The organism is Bradyrhizobium sp. 134 (assembly GCF_023074155.1).
Taxonomy (GTDB): domain Bacteria; phylum Pseudomonadota; class Alphaproteobacteria; order Rhizobiales; family Xanthobacteraceae; genus Bradyrhizobium.
In genome coordinates, this window is sequence record NZ_JADPKX010000019.1 from 13,632 (window position 1) to 30,881 (window position 17,250).

Sequence of the window (17,250 nt, forward strand, 5' to 3'; positions counted from 1 at the left end):
TGCACCTCGGCTAACTCATTGAAAGTCAAGGACCCGCTGCGTGGTATTTTGTGTTAGCGGAGGCTTCCGACGCTTTCCCTTGGCGAAACCTGCCAAGTCCTCGGCCCTGATCACCCAAGGCGCGCCCGCGCAAGCTTGTCGGCCTTTGATGTCGCCGCGGCGGAGCATACGCAAGGCCGTCATGTTGCAGACGCCGATGAGTTTTGCTGCCGCTTCGAGCGTAATTTCGCCGCGCTCCGCCCACTCGCCGTCGCGGAAGACGGCGATGTCGTGGTGATTGCGGAAGCCGCACACGCGCTCTTGCGTCCAGGCATTGCCGTGCCCGGTCTCCACGCCAGCGCGATTGAGCAGGCGCGCGATCTGCCGATCGGGCATCAGCCGCGCCAGCTCACGCACGAGTGCGATCGTGTCGTCGGGGATGCGTGGATTGTGCCGGCCGGCCGCATTCAGTCGCTGTTTGACTTGCAGTTGGGTATGATCGCCGCCTTGCCAGTGCAGGACCGCATGGATGATTGCGCCGTCCCTGCGCACGACGATCTCCGTGAGTGCCGCGCGAAGGATACGCTTGCGCGTTGCGGCGGTTGCAGCGGGATGCAACCAGGCGCGCTCCAGATCAGCACCGAGCGCCACCAATTGCTGGCGCTCCGGCTCACCGAACGGCGGCGGACGGCGCGCAATCAGGGCGGCGGCCTCTCCTTCAAGCTTTGCGACAGCCTGCAATGCCTCGTTCCAGCGGCGCTCCAGCTCCCCGGCGACCAGCCGGTTTGCCGGGTCGACGGCGTCGTACTGTCGGCGCGCGTGCGCGGCTTCGTAGCGCGCCTGCTGCAGCGACAGCTCCAGCTGGCGCTCGGCCGCGGTCGTCGTGCTCGATTGCGCCTTGATCGCTTTGAGTGCTGCCTCGGCGCCGAGCGGCTTCAGCACGCGCAGGACCTCGTTACTGATCGCTGCGTCGATGCTCAAGCCGCTGATCGAAATGCAGCGCGCGGCACCGTGGTTCGTACGCGCACCGTAGCAATTGTAGCGGCCGATCTTGCCGCTGTAGTGCACATGGAGCTTGCGGCCGCAGTGGCCGCATCGCAGCAGTCCGGGCAGCAGCAACTCGCCTTTACGAGCTGCTCCGCGAGCGAGTGCGCTGCTCATGCCGGTCGCATTGTTGGCGATCACCTCGAGGTCGTGCTCGAACTCGTCCCAGGTGATGTAGGCCGCGTGGTGATCCTTGATCAAGACATCCCATTCCGCCATGGGCTTTTGCACACCACGCCGGACATGCTTGCGTCCACCTTTGACACTCACACGGCTCGTCGTGCGCCCGAACGCGTAGGCACCTGCATAGATCGGATTGGTCAGGATGTTGTGCACGATGTTGTAGGCCGGCAGTCGCCACACGACGCCGTGCGCCTCTCCTTGGCGCGACTTGACCGGCAGCTCGATGCCCTCCTCTCTCAGCCAGATGTGCACCTGTCTAGCACTTTGCAGCTCGGCGAACTTGGTGAAGACCAGCTGCAGGGCGTCCTGCACGCGTTTGTCCGGATTCTTCTCTATGCGATCGCGACCGATCTTCACATAGCCGGCGGCGACACCGAGGACCAGCGCGCCGCGGCGCGCCTTCTGCTTCAGCGCTTCCTGCGAGCGGTGGCGGAACATCGAGAGTTCAAGCTCGCTCATCGTGCCCTTCATGCCAAGCAGCAGCCGATCGTTGGGATGGCGAGGATCGTAGATTCCGTCCTCGTCGACGATGAGCGTGCCGACCAATCCACAGAACTCGATCAGCGTATGCCAGTCGCGGCCATTACGGGCAAGACGCGACGCCTCGATCGCGAGCACAGCGCCGACACGGCCGTCGCAGATCGTTGCAAGCAGCCGCTCGAAGCCGGGACGCGCGATGCCGCCGCCGGACCGGCCGAGGTCGTCGTCGATGACTTCGACGTTGCTCCAGCCAAGCTGCTTGGCGCGATCGACGAGGCCGTATTGGCGCCGTCGGCTCTCATGATTATGCGCGAGCTGGTCTGCTGTCGATTGCCGGATGTAGACGCAGGCGTTGCGGGCGAGATGCTCAGTCGTGATTTTGGTGTCATCGCCGCTCCCCCCGCTTGCCGCCTTTGCCAGCGCCGCCGCGATCTCGCGCAGCAGCACCTCGATGACCATCGCGAGCTCGCTCTTTTGAGCTGCACGCAGTTCGACGCACGGTCGCTCGGCCTCGAACAGGCTTGGCTGGAAATTCTCGGATCGCTGCGTCATTCTCTAGTCGCTCCGTTTTTGATTCGGACGCCAGAAAGCCTAGAAGCGCATCGACCTCGTTGCGTAGGGAGCGAAGAACATTCAGGGGAAAATGCGGCTCAACGCTGATCTCGAATCGGGACGCAGCCTCGTCAGTCATCCACGCCGGAAGGCAGGCAAAGGTGCCGTCAAGTTGGTGAACAACGAGAAACGCGGCGCCACCTCGCTCAAGCCGCCGCCTGACACCTACCGTCTCCCCGAAGCGAGGATGAAATCGGTAAGTGATGCGTGCTTCAGCCTGTTGTTCGCGGGCAGTATGTCGCCCTTCCGAGCAGAACCTGGATGATCCGGACGTCGGTTCCGTTCTCGAGAGATGTGTCGCGAAGCTGTGGCGCAGCGTGTGCAGCGTGGCGCGCTTTGTCAGGCCCGCACCCGCAGCCTTCACCGCCGACCAGCAGGCGGCATGCAACACGGTCTGATCGATTGGATGGTCTTCGTCGCGTCCCGGGAACAGGTGAAGGCGCGGCCGAGCGAACCGCCAGTAGGTGCGCAGGATGCCGAGTAGTTGGGGCGACAGCATCACGTTGCGATCCTTGGCCGCCTTGCCGTGGCGCACCTGGATGACGCCGCGGGCACTGTCGATGTCCTCGATCCGCAGTCCCGTGACCTCGGAGGCCCTCAGTCCGGCCGCATAGGCAGTGCTCAGTGCGGCGCGGCTCTTCAGGCTTGACACTGCTTCGAGGAACTGGACCACTTCGTCGGCGCTGAGAACGACCGGCAGCTTGCGCGGTTCTCGCGCATAGGGAATGCGTTCCGGGATCAGCGCCTCGCCGAGAGTAACGCCGTAGAAAACCGCAGCGCACAGACGATCTGGTTCAGCGCCGGCCATGATATGCCGGTCGAGACCAGATGCACCTGAAAGGCGCGAACTTCCAGTTCCAATCGATCCGGCGATTTGCCAAAATGACGGCTGAACTTCGAAACCGCTGACGTAGGATCGCTGCGTCGCCGGCGACAGATTGCGGACGGTCATGTCTTCGATCATGCGGCGGCGAAGAGGGCTCAAATCGGCCATCTCGATACTCCTGTCTGAGGGGGTGGGCTCCAACACCCACATCCTCTCAGTCAGGAGGCGATCTACGCCACCTTGCCCCTCACGCCGCGGTAGCGGCTTCGTTCAATCCGCTTCCGAAGACCCGATTCTCGGCAAACCCGATTACGCCAATCGCGCCGTTTCCAAATTCCAAATCAATGACTCGGAAATTCTTCACGGAAGGACTGCTTGAAGAGTTAGTGACAGCAACAATTGGCTTTTTGCTTCAACTCCTCGTTTCGCGAAAATTGGCCGTTTCTGACGCTCGGCAGAAGTATTCACACCAGACTCTCTGTCTGACTCTCTGCGCTCCAAATCGAGCCAACGGAGCGCCGCTGCTGGAGGTCAGCCAGCGATAACTTTCGGCTTCCTGTCCTTCCAAGACAGCAGCTGCTCGAGCTGGCCAGCAAGCGAGATGAGCGTCGCCTCATCGCCGATCCGACCGGCGAATTGCACGCCGATCGGTTTGCCATCATTCGTCTGATGAAGCGGAAGCGAGATCGCTGGCTGTCCAGTTTGATTGAGGGGCGCGGTAAACTTGAGATCGCCGATCAGACGCTGATCGAAGCTCTCAAGGTCGAGCGACATGTCCAACCATCCCCGCGGATGCGGCGCGTCGGCAAGAACCGGCGAGATCACCACGTCGAACGCATGGAACTGCCTCACGAAATTGCGCGCAAACAGGCGCATGGCTTCGATGTCCTCAGCGTGCTGCACGGCGGTCAGCGCGCGGCCGAGCTCGATGTCTTCCCAGGTGACATTCTCGACGTCCTCCTTGGTTACTTGACGGCCGATCTTCAATGCTGAGCTGTCAAAGTGTGAGGCCGTCTTCGCCGCGTGTATCCGGACAGAAATCGTCATCATGTGCTCGAAATCATATCTGAAGTTGGCCTCCGTCAGTTCATGCCCCAGCGCTCCGCACGCTTTGACCGCGTTTTCGACCGCCCGACGCTGTTCGACGCCCAGTGGTCGCCCGTCGGGCTGTGTCATAGAGAAGCCGATCTTGAGCTGCTGTGGTTTTGGCTCGGACAGCAAAGAAAGATAGGAGCGCTCGGGAAGTGGCAGCGCATATGGGTCGCCAGGCATAGCGCCGGCGACTGCGTCGAGATAAGCGGCGGTGTCGCGGACCGTTCGCGACAAGCACAGGTACACCACTCCGCCATACACGAGCTCGACCACATCCGGCCCGAAGGTTATGCGTCCTCGCGACGGTTTCAAACCGACGAGGCCGTTTAGCGAGGCCGGCATACGGATGGAGCCGCCGCCATCGCTCGCGTCCGCGATGGGAACCATGCGCGAAGCTACCGCCGCCCCTGCCCCGCCGCTCGATCCGCCAGCCACGATATCCGGATGCCAGGGATTCCTGGTTGCGCCGAACAGGCGCGGCTCAGTTGAAGAGGAACGGCCCATCTCTGGGGTGTTGGTCTTGCCCAGGGGAATCAGGCCGGCCGCCTTCATCCGCGTTGCGAGCTCCCAGTTTGATGTCGCAATGCAATCCTTGAAATAGGCGCTACCGTTAGTGACTGGAAATCCCTCCCACTCAAGTGCCAGATCCTTCAACAGAAAGGGAACGCCTGCGAACGGCGCATTAAGAACCGTGCGATCCGCAAGTGCTCGAGCATAGTCGTACCGCTTGGAGACGACGGCATTGAGCTGAGGATTGATATCCTCGATGCATTCGATCGCGACCTCAACGAGCTCACGCGCGGAAACATCGCCCTTCCTAACACTCGCGGCGAGACCGAGCGCATCGCTGCAAACATAGAGATCCTTGATGCTCATATTATGCTCCGAATTGATAGTCGTTGCAGCGCCAATACTCGTCTGAGCATCGACGCGGTTGAAGCCGGCTTCCGCGCCTAGAACGATCGCAACTACTACCAAGCTTCGCCGATTACGGCCGCGATCTTGCGTGCCTAGCGATTCCGCTTCCGATCGGCGACCGTCGCCTGTCCGTGGTAGTCGCAGGCCCGAAATTCCGAACCGGAAGCAGGACTGGCGATGTCGCAGCCACATTGAAGGAATTCGCGGAATAGCACCGTCCCAAGCCAGAATGACCTGGAACAGCGACACCGCCGCCTCCAAGCGCTCGAACCGACAATAGCCAACGATCCTGCGCAAGACGAAAGGCTCTCCTAATTCTCAAAACCGGACGGATGCCGGTCCTTCCACGGATAAGCGGTCTCGACCTGTGCGGCGAGTCTCAGAAGTGTGGCCTCGTCGCCAATGCCGCCAACGAACTGCACGCCTATCGGGACATCGTCGGCGCTGTAGTACACGGGAATGGTGATCGCAGGTTGCCCAGTGCAATTGAAGAGCGCGGTGAATAAGATGTCACTGATGAGCCGTTCGTTGTACACGTAAAGGTCAGGTTCAGACATGTCGTACCATCCGGCCGGCCGTGGCGGGACCGGAAGGACGGGCGCAAGATAGACGTCGAATGGTGTGAGCTCTTCGACAATTTTGCGCGACATTTTGCGCATCGCTTCGATGTCGTCTGAATGCTGGATGCCCGACACAGTCTTGCCGAGCTCGATAATTCCCCAAGTCGCGGGCTCCACGTCCTCTGGCGTCACTGGCCTGCCAAAGCGTTCAGCGCAGCCATTGAAGAAGGCCGCCGACTGGACGCCGGTGATCCGGGCGAAGGTCTGCTTAAACGTTTCGACGTTGTAGATCAGGTCGTGCTCCTCGACATCATGGCCGCGATCCGCGCAGATTTTGGCGGCCGTTTTGACTGCATTCGCGACATCTGGATGAATCGGCGATCCGTTGGGAGAACGCGTGGTTAGGCCGATGAGCAGACGGCGCGGCGCCTCCGAAAGTGTGGAGACGGCTTATCCGGAAGCGGCAGCGCGTAGGGATCGCCGGAATGCGCTCCCGCGACAGCGTCCAGATAGCCGGTGGTGTCGCGGACAGTGCGCGAGACACAGAGGAAGGCCACCGCGCCATACCAATATTCCACCACATCCGGCCCAAACGTCAGGCGCCCCCGAGAGGCTTGAGTCCTACGAGTCCATTGTTTGCGGCCGGTACGCGGATCGATCCGCCACCCTCACTCGCTTCCGCTAACAGAACCATTCCGCATGCGACTGCAACCGCGGAGCCACCGCTCGAACCGCCGGCGCTCACGCTTGGATTCCACGGATTGATCGTCGGGCCGAAGAGCTTTGGCTCCGTGGCAATGCACCAGCCATTCTCCGGAACATTGGTCTTGCCGAGCGGGATCAGGCCCGCGTTTCGCACGCGCTTCGCGACGTCCCAGTCGGTCGTCGCCACATAATCCTTGAAGTAGCGGCAGCCATTCGTGACGGGGAAATCCTTCCACTCGATGGAAAGGTCCTTGAGCAGGAACGGAACGCCCGAGAGCGGGCCGTCCGGAAGCGGCCGGGCCGCGCTCTTGCGGGCCTGATCGTACAGCCTGGCAGTCACCGCGTTTAGCCTCGGGTTGAGCCGTTCGATTTCGTGGATCGCCTGCTCCACTAGTTCGAGCGCTGTCACGTCTTTTTTCCGTACGCGTTCCGACAACCCGACGGCGTCGCTATCTTTGTAGAGTTGGGTCAACATTGGGATCTCCTTTCGAAGAGGGCTCCCAGCCGTGATCGCCTCTCCGGAGCAACAGGCGGGAACAACACGCGGGATCTGCGAGGCGGATGAGAGTCAGGGCTTAGGTCGAACGATCCAACGAAATAGGAGGTAGCGCAGTCCCGTTCTTTCGTCGTTCGGCACCACCCGTGTTCCCTTCCAGTTTCTGCTCTCACTACGATCGCGCTTCTTGCGTCGTCGCGCCGAAGCCGCTGGCAGTACCGAGGCAAGCCCCTTCGGAAAGAACAGGAGGACGACGATCATGGCCACGGAGACCAGCATGAAGCGACCTTCGGCGAAGTTATTGATGTTGGCGAGGCCTTCCGAGATGAACGTCAGCACGAGCGCGGCGACGATCGGACCGTAGATGCTCGACGTACCTCCGACGAGCACCATGCTGAGGACGAGCGAGGCGGTCGAAAAGTCGAAGATCTCCGGCGACGCCACCCGCAGGTAGATGACGTAGAAGCCGCCGGCCACCCCGGTGAAGAAGGCGCTTGCGACAAGCGCCTTCAGCCGCTGCCGCGCGATCGGGATGCCGCGCGACACACCATAGTCCTCATTGTCGCGCAGGGCCTTGATCGAAAGGCCGAAATCCGAGCGCACCAGTAAGCGCAGACAGACGGTCGCGGCGACTAGCAACGCAAAGGCGACGTAATAGTAGCCGAGCTTGTAGTCGCGTAGAAAATTGTGGCCTGGTAGCGAGATCGTGGGTATGCGGACCATGCCATTCGTGCCGCCGGTAACCTGCGATTGGCTTATGACGAGCTGGAACACGAGCTGGCTGAAGGCGAAAGTGACGAGCACCACATAGACGCCCTGTAGGCGCACGATCGGCAAGGCGACAATGGCGGCGGCGGCCGACGCGGCGATCCCGCCAATCAGGATCGCGATCCACGGGTCGATCCCAAGAAGCTTCGCCGCCAGCGCCGTCGCGTAGATCCCGACCCCGAAGAATGCGATATGAGCAAAATTGAAGATGCCGGCATAGCCGAGCGTGAGGTCCCAGCTCGCGGCGACGATCCCATAAACGAACGAGATGATGAAGAGATGTCGCAAATAGGTGTCTTCGACGAAGATCGGCACGACAAGTCCTGCGACGAGCAGGACGCCGAGCAGCCAGGCCTTACCGTTGCGGAGGCTCGCCATCAGCGCACCACCTTTCCTGACAGTCCCTGCGGCCTGAAGAGGAGGACGACGATCAAGAGGAGGAAGATCATGGAGGGCGTCCAGTAGATGCCAACGTAAAAGGTCAGCGCCGCCTCGACGATGCCGATGAGGTATGCCGCGGCGATCGTTCCTCCGAGCGAGCCGAGCCCGCCGAAGATCACGATGATCAATGCCTTGACCAGGGGATCGGCGCCGAATTCCGGGGTCAGCAGACGGACCGAGCCGAGGAGTACGCCAGTCAAGCCCGCAAGAACGGCCGACAGGGCGAAAGTAATGATGAAGAGACGTGAGACGTCGATCCCAATGAGCCGGGCGCTATCCGGGTTCTGCCCGACTGCCCTTATTCCGCGTCCGATCCGCGAACGACTGAGGAAGAGCCAAAGTCCGCCGAGCAACAGCGGTGCGACCACCATAATAAGCGCTTCCTGCGCCGAGATCGTGGTGCGCCAGAGCTGCAAGTTGCCCGGCAGGATCGGGGTGAGTTGCTTGAGCCTCGCCCCCCACAGGAGTTGAATCCCCTTCTGCAAGAAGATCATCGCGGCGAGCGTCGTCATCACGCTGATGAGCAAGATATCACGATGACCGTAGAACGGACGAACGACCATCCGTTCGATCAGAATGCCGGCGCCGATCAGGGCGGCTACCGCTAGGGCAGCGCCCGCAGCGAGCCCGAGATCGAGACCGGCGGCGTTCGAAACCGTCCATGCGACATAGGCGCCGAGCGTCATCAGTACCCCGTGAGCGAAATTGAAGATGCCGAGTGTCGACCAGACCAGCGACAGTCCGCTCGCCATCAGGGCATAGCCCGAGCCAAGCACGATACCACTGACAAGAATGGCGCTAAGCATGTCGGCCGTCATGACGCGCTCTCCGACCCGAAATACATGTCCATGATCTCCTCATGGTCGACCTCGCCGCCCCGAGTGATCTCGCGGCTGATCTCGCCGTGGTCGACGAGGTACATGCGGTCGACCAACGACAGGATGAATGCGATGTCCTGTTCGACGAGAAGGAGCGGAATGCCGCGCGACGATATTTCTGCGATTGCTTCGGCCAGCTCGTCCTTGAGCTTGGGAGACAGCCCGAACGTCGGTTCATCGAGCATCAGCATCCGCGGCGCGCACATGAGCCCGACGCCAATTGACAGCATCTGCCGCTCGCCGCCCGACAGCGTTTTGCACTGCTGCTGACGGCGCTCAGCGAGCCTGGGAAAAAGGTTGAGCACATAGTCTAGGTTCGTCTTCAACTTCTCCTGTGCGCGGTCGGTGAAGGCCGCGAGCTCGAGTATCTCCATGATCTGCATGTCGGGAAAGAGCCAGTTCGCTTGCGGCACGTGGACGAGACCGCGCGCCACGATCTTCTGCGGCGCGAGTACCTCGATCGCCTCACCCATGAACCGCACTTTACCCTGCCGTGGGCGGATCACACGCGAGATCGCATTGAGAAGCGTCGTCTTGCCATGCCCGTTGGGCCCGAAGAGCCCGACGCGTTCTTTCGGTCCGACATGCAGGCTCATGCCGAGCAGCACGTCGGAGGCGTCATACCCGGCGTGAAGGTCGAGGACTTCGAGGGCGTTTGCGTCATCGTTCACAGTCCCGCCTCCCGCTTGCCGAGATAGGCTTCGACGACCTCTGGGTTGCGCACCACGTCTTGCGGTTTGCCCGCTGCGATGACCGCGCCGTGGTTGAGGACCATCAAGTGTTCGGACACTTTCAGCAGAAGCGGGAGGACGTGTTCGATGAGGACAATCGTTATCCCGCGCGCATGCACCGTTCTTATGAGATCGGAAAGTCCGGATATCTCGGGCTTAGTGAGTCCGGCGGCAGGCTCGTCGAGGAGAAGCACCTTGGGCCGGCCGGCGATTGCCGAAGCGATCATCAACTGCTTGCGCTCGAACACCGCAAGATCGGACGCGGCTTTCGTCCGCCGTTCCTCCGCCAGCGACACATCGTCGAGTGCCTGCTCGACGGCGTCCCTTGCCGCGACCGAGGTCATCTGTCCGCAGTACACTGCGCTTGCATAGACGTTTTCGCGCGCGCTCAACGTGGCGAACTCGGCGTCCTTCTGGAACGTGCGCAGCACGCCGGCGCGACTGATCTGATGCGGCTTCAACCGGTGGATCGGCTCGCCGGAGAGGAGCACCTCGCCGCCGCTCGGCCCAAACGGAATGCCGGTGATGACGTTGAAAAGCGTGCTCTTGCCGCTGCCGTTCGGGCCGGCGATGCCGAATATCTCGCCCTTGCGTATCGAGAACGAAACGTGGTCGACGGCGACCAGCGAGCCGTAGCGTCGGGTGACCTCGCGGACTTCGAGCAGCGGCTCGTTATTGTTTGGTTCTACCATCGCGGTTGTCTTTGCAACTCGAAAAAGACGGTAGCCACCCCCGTTCGTCGGGGTGGCTACCTAAGCAAAACTACTGCTTCATCCACGGAGGCGCACGGAACTCCCCGTCAGCAAGATTCGCCGGTGAGAACAGAACCCGCTTACCATCTCGGATCTGAAAGAACAGTATGGGAAGTGCATCGTTGCCTTGGACGGCAAGATGCGTCTTCGGATCGAAGGAGAGCATGCCTTCCGCAATCGACTTGCGGGTCTCGCCGATGGCCTTTCCGATCTCGAGCCGCTTGGTCGGATCGCCGACCTTCTTCAGGGCGTCGGCATAAAGCATGACTTCTTCGTAGACCGCCGGTGCCGTTGAACCCGGCTCGTAGCCATACTTGTCCTTGATTTTCTTGACGATCTCAGCGGTCCGAGCTCCCGGGATCGTACCCCCGATAAGGTTATAGATGACTCCGGTCGACTTCTTGCCCGTCAGCTCAAGGAATTCCGGTATGTGGGGCGCGTACTGGATGAAGACGATACTGTCGGTCGGCTGCTCCAGGAACTGGGTGATGAACCTCGCGGCGTTGCCCGGTTGCGGGTCGGTATTGATGACGACTGCGGGATTGTCCTGGCGAATCTTGGCAAGGAACGTCCGCCAGTCGTCGATTTGTCCCCACGGCACAAGGTCGGCGGAAGTGACCGTCCAGCCGACCTCCTTGAAGCTTTTTATTAAGCCGTTCATGATCGACTTCGAATAGGGTATGTCTGATGAGAGCAGGGCCACCTTCTTATTGAGCAGCTTCAGCTTACCGCTCTTTTCCAGGCCGTGCAGCACCGGGATCATTTCCGTTTCGTAAGCGTCAAAAGAGGGGCTCAACGAATAGACGGTCGGGAATTTGTCCGGATGGGGCGCGATGATGTCGCGCGTCTGGTTGGCACTGCCATAAAGCAGGTACGGCATATCCTGTTCAGCCATGATATTGATTTCGAAATTGCTGGAGCTAGTAAAACCGGTGACTATAGCATTCAGGTCGCGGTCGCCGGTAAGACGCTCGATGGCGCTCGTCACCTGATCCGCGGACCCGGCCTGTGTATCGCCCACGACGGCTTGGAGCTTGTAGCCGGCCACGCCGCCGCCCGCATTGATCTCATCAACGGCAAGCTTGGCGCCGTCGACCATTTCCTTGCCGTCTGCCGCGGTGCTTCCGGTTAACGGCGCGAGCACGCCGATCTTGGCGACCTTGTCGGCAGAAAGAGCAGGCGTCGCCGCGACCAGAGCGGTAAAAGCCAGACTTGTCCACAGTATAGAACGTTTCATTGTCATATTTCCCCTCCTCTTCATAACACTCGATAAGTTAGTCGACGCCGCACCAGTCGATTATGGCGGCCGCCAAAGTTTTGGTCGTCTCCTCCAGAGAGGCGATGTCCACGTACTCGTCGGCGCCGTAGGCGCCGTCGCCGGATGCACCGCAGATCACCGCGTCGCCCCCCCACCGGCGTAGTGCGCGGCGTCGGTGACGGCAATCATCGCCGACATCTTGCGTTTTCCGCCGAGCTGTGTCCGGCGGTTGAAAAGCGACTGCGCAATCGGATGATCAGGGCGGATATCCATAGGTGGGAAATGCAGGCCGCCGAGTTCCCATTCGACCTTGATAGTATTCTCCTGCAGCCCAAGGTCCTGCTGGCAGAAGTGATAGACGAAAGCTTCGAACTCAGACCGATGTCTTCCTTCGTCTGGTTAGGCAGGAATTTGTAGTCGAGGTCGATGACCACCACGTTCGGGATGATGGCGGGATTGGTCATTATGACCGGCAATTGATCCATCCCAAGACCTGCGCCGCCACGTATTGCGCCGACATTGATCGTGTTCATACCGGGAGGCAGCAGCGGATGCTGGCGATTGCGGCAACGCGAACTTTCAAAATTCCTGAGAGGGTCCAGGAAGCGTGCTGCGACATCGATCGCATTTACAGCTCGCCGCATCCGATCAGGCCCGTCGCGCTGCGGCCAAATCTCGTTGTAGCGGGTAGCCGAATGACCCGCCCGGCCCGTGATGGTGACGCGTATCCATTCCAGGCCACCTTCACAGACTTGGATCTCGCCCGAGCGTGGTTCCGTGATAGCGGCTGCCCTGGCGAGGTAGCCGCGCTTGACAGCGTCGATCGCGCCGCAGCCGCCGGCTTCCTCATCGACGACGAAATGTATGGCGACACGGCCTTGGACTTCGATGCCCGCGGCGCGGATGCCTCGGATGGCGCCAATGGCCGCTGCGACGCCGCTTTTTATATCGACGGCGCCGCGGCCGTAGAGCTTACCGTCCCTGATCTCGCCACCGAAGGGGTCGACCGCCCAGGCGCCGCGGACGCCGACTGGTACGACGTCGATGTGGCCGCACAACAGCAGGCTGCGCTCTTCCGAACCGGTGATCTGACCGATGACGTTTGGCCTGCCCGGAAATACATCCCACCGTTCCATCGTCATGCCGATCGAGGTCAGCTCAGATTCGACCATGTCTTGGACTGCTCGCGGTTCTGGAGGGGGTCCTTGACAAACCTTGCGTTAACGGAGGGAATCCGAACAAGCTTCTGGGTAAGCTCAGTCGTGTAACTCCGCTCCTTGTCGATCGCCTTCCAGGCGGCTTTCACTTCAGCTTCAAAATCAGCCACTTCGGTCCCCTCCCCTTCGGTTTCGCTTATGCCGGCGGCCGAGCCCCACCGATCTCTTCGATCAGCGCGTCCGTGCAGACCTGACGGCAATAACCTTTGATCGCACGCAGGCTGTTGTCATGGCGCTCCTGGCTATAGGTGACGCAGGCATCCGGCACGAGCGTCACGAGGTAGCCGAGGTCGCAGGCGTCACGGACTGCAGATTCGACGCACTGGTCGGTTACGAGCCCGCACAGCACGAGTTGCCTGATTCCGAGGTTGCGCAGCAGGTAATCGATATGTGTCGACACGAAGACGCTCGAAGACGACTTCGGCAGCACGATCTCGTCCTCGGCCGGCGCGATTTCGTCGATCACCTTTCCATCCCTCGAACCTTTCGGCACATTGAACCCCGTGATTTTGTAGTCGAGGCTTCGATCACGACCGTCTGTGGTGAGACTTTCGATTGTGGTGTAGAGCACCTCAGTGCCGGCCGCGCGGAACGCCGCCTGCAGCCGTTGCATGTTGGGGATCGCTACGAATTTCAAACGATTGAAGTAATAGCCGTACTTGCACGTGATATCGGCCTCAGAGACATCCTTGAACTCGCCGCCATCTCGTCGTCCGCAAAAGTTCTGCACATCGATAAACAGCAGCGCCGACTCTTTCGGCTTGAGCGGTATCTCACGCGTTGTCAGGAGATCAGCCATTGATAGGGTCTTTCGCTTTGGTATCGATCAATGTTTCGGCGATCAAAGCGGCCCACCTGCACTGCCCCTCGGCATCGCCGATCAGATCATTGCGGATTTCAAGCAGCTGGTGCGGCAAGCCGCGCGCTTCGCCATGCACCGGGATCGTGTAGTCGCCTATATCGTCAACGAGATAAGGCTCGTTATGCGCCGATATTATCGTCGGATTTCGCCTCTGGAAGGTGGCCAGGAAACGTTCGGCAAAGCTCGCGTCACGGTTTGACAGCACACCCAGTTGCCAAGCTCGCTTAGATCCTCCGGCTAGCTGTGGCGTGAAGCTATGCACCGCGACCAGAGTCGTCGGTATCCCCTCTGCCGCGCGGCGATCCAGAAGGAACGCCACTTCCCGATGGAATGGCTCGTGTATCTCGGCGTAGCGTTGACGACGGTCAGGCTCCGAAAGCCGGAGATTGCCCGGCACGGTTGTCCCGTCACTCACCTCCGGGATGCAATCAGGCGCATTATAGGGACGATTGCAGTCAACAACGAGCCGGCTATAGGGCTGCAGGAACAGCGGCGCATCGATTTGTGCCGCAAGTACACGCGCAACCCCCTCGGCACCGATATCATACGCTATGTGCCTGCGCATTTCGGCCGCGGGCAGGCCGAGGTCAGCGAGGTGCTTCGGAATCGCAGTTCCCGCATGCTCGCAAACCAAAACAAAATCCGCATGGCCTTCCGCGTTGACAACTTCGACGGGGGCTGGGTCGGACGACCAAAGCACACGCGCGCGAGCCGGATTTTGCAAGACGTCAGCCCTCGGTTGCTGCATGGCACCCTCGCCAAACTGCATGCCCATACTCGACGAAATTTCTCGATCAATGTCAAATATTTTTTCATATTTGACATATTTTTTTCATTAGCCATATTTCCAAACCACGCTTTTCATGACGGATATGTATTGCCCAAAAAGGTCAGGTGGCATGGCTACGGTGCGAGAGACCATAAGGCGCGAAAGTGCCAATCTAACTGTCAGTGAGCGCAAGATAGGCGATGCGGTCCTGGCGGATTATCCATTCGGCGCTCTCCAAACCATCCAGGATCTGGCCGAGCGCACAGGCGTGAGCGCGCCATCGATTACGCGCTTCGTCGGCAAGATAGGTTTTGCTGGCTATCAAGAATTCCAACGCCAGCTAATTGCGGAATTGCGAGAAAGCCGAAGCTCCCCGCTACAGCTTAAGGCTACCGAAAAGCTCGGTAGCGCGGATGCCTTCCTGGTCGACTACACGCGGCGCGCCGCAGAACGCCTGCACGAAATGAGCAGAAGCGTTTCGCAGGAACAATTCGATCGCGTGTTGGCGCTCCTCGCGGATCCAGCTCGCGCCATTTTCCTGCTTGGCGGACGCGCCAGTGACAATATTGCAGCCTTTCTAGCGGTTCACCTCAAGCAGATTCGGCCCAAGGTCCATCACCTTCCACCGAACCGGGAGCACTGGCCAGACTTGCTGCTCACCATGCGCAGGCAAGATGTTTTAGTGCTGTTCGACTTTCGCCGTTACCAGCGAGACCTGGAGTCTCTTGCCGAGATTGTCGCAAACCAGTGTCGACCATCCATTGTGCTGATCACGGACAAATGGATGTCGCCTATCGCGCGTCACAGTGACCACGTCGTTGCCCTGCCGATCGAAATTGAAACGGCGTGGGACACGCTCGTCTGCACGATCACCTTCGCCGAAGCGTTGATCGTCAAAGTGTCCGAACTGAATTGGCCCACCGCGAGAGAGCGGCTGGAGGCCTGGGATAAACTTCGCCTGGTGAGGCCAGGCCAGCCTTTGGAGGAAATGGATGATCGCTGAAGAAATGGTTGTTGCCTGCTGCACCGATCTTGCAGGCAAGGTTCGCGGGAAGGCTTTCCCAGCTTCACAGTTCGACAAGCGGATGAAACGGGGGATTGGCTGGACACCAACCAACGTCCAGATCACCTGTTTCGATACGATAGCTGAAAGTCCATTCGGCTCACTCGGCGATCTCGTGCTCATTCCCGACGAAGCGGCGAGAGTCCGAGTACAGCTTGGCGACGACGTACCGACAGAGCATTTCGCGCTCGGTGACATTCGCCACACCGATGGAAGACCATGGGAATTCTGCACCCGTTCAATTCTCAGGAACGCTCTTGACCGTCTCAACAACGTTTCAGGCCTGACGCTGTTCGGCGCTTTCGAGCACGAATTTCAATTCCGGAACGTCTCGACGCCGATGGGAGAGGCATACAGCGTCAATGGCTTCCGTCTCGAGCGACGTTTGGCCGAGACGCTCGTGGCCGCCATGCGCGCGGCAGGCCTGGAGCCAGACACTTTCATGAAAGAGTTTGGCGCCGGGCAGTATGAAGTGACAATGGGTCCATCGCGGGGGATTGCCATAGCGGATCAGTCGACGATCTTGCGCGAGTTGATCCGCCTAGTCGCGCATGCTTCGGGGAAGGAAGTTACGTTCACACCCATCTGCGATCCAGCTGGTGTGGGCAACGGCGTGCACATCCATCTTAGCTTCCTGGATGGAGGCAAGCCGGCAACCTGGGATCCGAATGGGAAACACGAGCTTGGAAAGACCGCCGGCCAGTTTATTGCTGGTATTCTCAAATATCTTGATGCCATTGTCGCGATCACAGCACCCAGCGTCGTATCTTATCTACGCTTGACACCGCATCGCTGGAGCGCGGCTTTCAACAATCTCGGCTTCCGTGATCGCGAGGCTTCAGTGCGCATCTGCCCGGTATCTGATTTGAGCGATATTTCTAAAGCCGCTCAGTTCAATTTCGAGTTCCGCGCTGCCGACGCTACCGCTAGCCCACATCTGCAACTCGCCGCTCTCGTACACGCTGGAGTTCAAGGGATTGAGGAAGAACTGCCGACGCCAGACGCAACAGCCGAGGACCTCTCGCTTCTGGATCCATCGACCTTGGCAGCGCGTGGTCATGTTCGGCTGCCAAAATCGTTGTCTGAAGCGCTCGATCGTTTCTTGGCGAATCGGACGGTAACTGGATGGTTTCCTGCAGGGTTCGCGGACACGTACGCCAAGCATAAGAAGGGTGAGATGGCTTTCCTTGAGGGAAAACCCCAACAGGATATCTGCAACTTATATGAGCAGGTTTACTGAAAATTGAGATCCACGCGAGCTTGAGCGGCAGGCAAAGAATTGCTCCACTAACTAGCATTACAGTTGCTTTGTTTGCGGGCTTCTGAATCCATGGGCAACCATGATTCGAATGTCGTGGACGCGGGCCGCGTCGGTTGAGGAGACGCTTGCGTTGTGGGCGGCGTCGCTTCGAGAGATCAAGCAACGGATACGTCCGTTGTTCACGCAAGAGCGTGTGGCGACGAATGCAGGCCTGTTCCTGGAAGGTCTGCTCGGAGATGAGCAGCGCAAGACCGGCTGGATGCGCGCGGAGGCGGCTGGCGATCCTGGCCCATGGCGTCAGCAGGCAATTCTGGGTCGTGGAGATTGGGACGCTGATGTCCTGCGCGATATCGTC

General features: G+C 60.0%; 15 protein-coding genes and 2 pseudogenes. 3 read left to right on the top strand and 14 right to left on the bottom strand.

Translation table 11 applies throughout. The features are described 5' to 3' along the window. Nucleotides 1-15: 15 nt before the first annotated feature. From IVA75_RS07665 to IVA75_RS07730, 14 genes and pseudogenes are all read right to left on the bottom strand, one after another. A complete protein-coding gene (locus IVA75_RS07665; RefSeq protein WP_247282739.1) occupies nucleotides 16-2,133 on the bottom strand; it encodes a recombinase family protein in 2,118 nt (705 codons plus the stop codon). 410 nt (nucleotides 2,134-2,543) lie between these two features. Next, a pseudogene (locus IVA75_RS07670) lies at nucleotides 2,544-3,292 on the bottom strand (tyrosine-type recombinase/integrase); the annotation flags it as partial. Between the two features lie 363 nt (nucleotides 3,293-3,655). Next, the gene (locus tag IVA75_RS07675; RefSeq protein WP_247282740.1) at nucleotides 3,656-5,092 is read right to left on the bottom strand and encodes an amidase family protein; all 1,437 of its coding nucleotides are present in this window, start codon (nucleotides 5,090-5,092) and stop codon (nucleotides 3,656-3,658) included. A gap of 353 nt (nucleotides 5,093-5,445) precedes the next feature. Next, nucleotides 5,446-6,111: an amidase family protein gene (locus IVA75_RS07680; protein WP_249799043.1), complete on the bottom strand. Its 666-nt coding sequence runs from the start codon at nucleotides 6,109-6,111 to the stop codon at nucleotides 5,446-5,448. A 178-nt stretch (nucleotides 6,112-6,289) separates the two neighbouring features. Further along, on the bottom strand, nucleotides 6,290-6,874 hold the full coding sequence (locus IVA75_RS07685) for an amidase family protein (RefSeq protein WP_247282741.1): 585 nt from the start codon (nucleotides 6,872-6,874) through the stop codon (nucleotides 6,290-6,292). Between the two features lie 93 nt (nucleotides 6,875-6,967). Next, nucleotides 6,968-8,041 carry a branched-chain amino acid ABC transporter permease gene (locus tag IVA75_RS07690; RefSeq protein WP_247282742.1) on the bottom strand — a complete coding sequence of 358 codons (1,074 nt, stop codon included), beginning with the start codon at nucleotides 8,039-8,041 and terminating at the stop codon, nucleotides 6,968-6,970. Then, nucleotides 8,041-8,922 (bottom strand): branched-chain amino acid ABC transporter permease, encoded by an 882-nt coding sequence (locus IVA75_RS07695; RefSeq protein ID WP_247282743.1) that lies wholly within the window; start codon nucleotides 8,920-8,922, stop codon nucleotides 8,041-8,043. Before IVA75_RS07695 ends, IVA75_RS07690 begins: the two co-directional genes overlap by 1 nt. Next, a complete protein-coding gene (locus tag IVA75_RS07700; protein ID WP_247282744.1) occupies nucleotides 8,919-9,653 on the bottom strand; it encodes an ABC transporter ATP-binding protein in 735 nt (244 codons plus the stop codon). The genes IVA75_RS07695 and IVA75_RS07700 overlap by 4 nt, the downstream gene beginning before the upstream one ends. Then, nucleotides 9,650-10,405, bottom strand: a complete 756-nt coding sequence (locus tag IVA75_RS07705) for an ATP-binding cassette domain-containing protein (RefSeq protein ID WP_247282745.1) — start codon at nucleotides 10,403-10,405, stop codon at nucleotides 9,650-9,652. Before IVA75_RS07705 ends, IVA75_RS07700 begins: the two co-directional genes overlap by 4 nt. A gap of 70 nt (nucleotides 10,406-10,475) precedes the next feature. Then, the gene (locus IVA75_RS07710; RefSeq protein ID WP_247282746.1) at nucleotides 10,476-11,708 is read right to left on the bottom strand and encodes an ABC transporter substrate-binding protein; all 1,233 of its coding nucleotides are present in this window, start codon (nucleotides 11,706-11,708) and stop codon (nucleotides 10,476-10,478) included. A 200-nt stretch (nucleotides 11,709-11,908) separates the two neighbouring features. Further along, the gene (locus tag IVA75_RS07715; protein WP_247282747.1) at nucleotides 11,909-12,895 is read right to left on the bottom strand and encodes a M20/M25/M40 family metallo-hydrolase; all 987 of its coding nucleotides are present in this window, start codon (nucleotides 12,893-12,895) and stop codon (nucleotides 11,909-11,911) included. Then, on the bottom strand, nucleotides 12,877-13,050 hold the full coding sequence (locus IVA75_RS07720; protein ID WP_247282748.1) for a hypothetical protein: 174 nt from the start codon (nucleotides 13,048-13,050) through the stop codon (nucleotides 12,877-12,879). The genes IVA75_RS07715 and IVA75_RS07720 overlap by 19 nt, the downstream gene beginning before the upstream one ends. 26 nt (nucleotides 13,051-13,076) lie before the next feature. Further along, nucleotides 13,077-13,739 carry an isochorismatase family cysteine hydrolase gene (locus IVA75_RS07725; protein WP_247282749.1) on the bottom strand — a complete coding sequence of 221 codons (663 nt, stop codon included), beginning with the start codon at nucleotides 13,737-13,739 and terminating at the stop codon, nucleotides 13,077-13,079. Then, nucleotides 13,732-14,550, bottom strand: a complete 819-nt coding sequence (locus IVA75_RS07730; RefSeq protein ID WP_247282750.1) for an N-formylglutamate amidohydrolase — start codon at nucleotides 14,548-14,550, stop codon at nucleotides 13,732-13,734. The genes IVA75_RS07725 and IVA75_RS07730 overlap by 8 nt, the downstream gene beginning before the upstream one ends. A gap of 151 nt (nucleotides 14,551-14,701) precedes the next feature. Here IVA75_RS07730 and IVA75_RS07735 point away from each other — a divergent pair, with 151 nt between their 5' ends. From IVA75_RS07735 to IVA75_RS07745, 3 genes and pseudogenes are all read left to right on the top strand, one after another. After that, nucleotides 14,702-15,574, top strand: coding sequence for a MurR/RpiR family transcriptional regulator (locus IVA75_RS07735; protein ID WP_247282751.1), 873 nt, complete (start codon nucleotides 14,702-14,704; stop codon nucleotides 15,572-15,574). Further along, complete coding sequence (locus tag IVA75_RS07740) at nucleotides 15,564-16,874, top strand: glutamine synthetase family protein (protein ID WP_247282752.1); 1,311 nt, start codon at nucleotides 15,564-15,566, stop codon at nucleotides 16,872-16,874. The genes IVA75_RS07735 and IVA75_RS07740 overlap by 11 nt, the downstream gene beginning before the upstream one ends. A gap of 100 nt (nucleotides 16,875-16,974) precedes the next feature. Then, nucleotides 16,975-17,250, top strand: a pseudogene (locus IVA75_RS07745) (IS701 family transposase); the annotation flags it as partial.

Coding starts and splice junctions, on each gene's coding strand:
- IVA75_RS07695 (WP_247282743.1), bottom strand. CDS start 8,922: ATGACGGCCGACATGCTTAGCGCCATTCTTGTCAGTGGTATCGTGCTT.
- IVA75_RS07725 (WP_247282749.1), bottom strand. CDS start 13,739: ATGGCTGATCTCCTGACAACGCGTGAGATACCGCTCAAGCCGAAAGAG.
- IVA75_RS07740 (WP_247282752.1), top strand. CDS start 15,564: ATGATCGCTGAAGAAATGGTTGTTGCCTGCTGCACCGATCTTGCAGGC.
- IVA75_RS07685 (WP_247282741.1), bottom strand. CDS start 6,874: ATGTTGACCCAACTCTACAAAGATAGCGACGCCGTCGGGTTGTCGGAA.
- IVA75_RS07710 (WP_247282746.1), bottom strand. CDS start 11,708: ATGACAATGAAACGTTCTATACTGTGGACAAGTCTGGCTTTTACCGCT.
- IVA75_RS07715 (WP_247282747.1), bottom strand. CDS start 12,895: ATGGTCGAATCTGAGCTGACCTCGATCGGCATGACGATGGAACGGTGG.
- IVA75_RS07730 (WP_247282750.1), bottom strand. CDS start 14,550: ATGCAGCAACCGAGGGCTGACGTCTTGCAAAATCCGGCTCGCGCGCGT.
- IVA75_RS07675 (WP_247282740.1), bottom strand. CDS start 5,092: ATGAGCATCAAGGATCTCTATGTTTGCAGCGATGCGCTCGGTCTCGCC.
- IVA75_RS07735 (WP_247282751.1), top strand. CDS start 14,702: ATGGCTACGGTGCGAGAGACCATAAGGCGCGAAAGTGCCAATCTAACT.
- IVA75_RS07690 (WP_247282742.1), bottom strand. CDS start 8,041: ATGGCGAGCCTCCGCAACGGTAAGGCCTGGCTGCTCGGCGTCCTGCTC.
- IVA75_RS07705 (WP_247282745.1), bottom strand. CDS start 10,405: ATGGTAGAACCAAACAATAACGAGCCGCTGCTCGAAGTCCGCGAGGTC.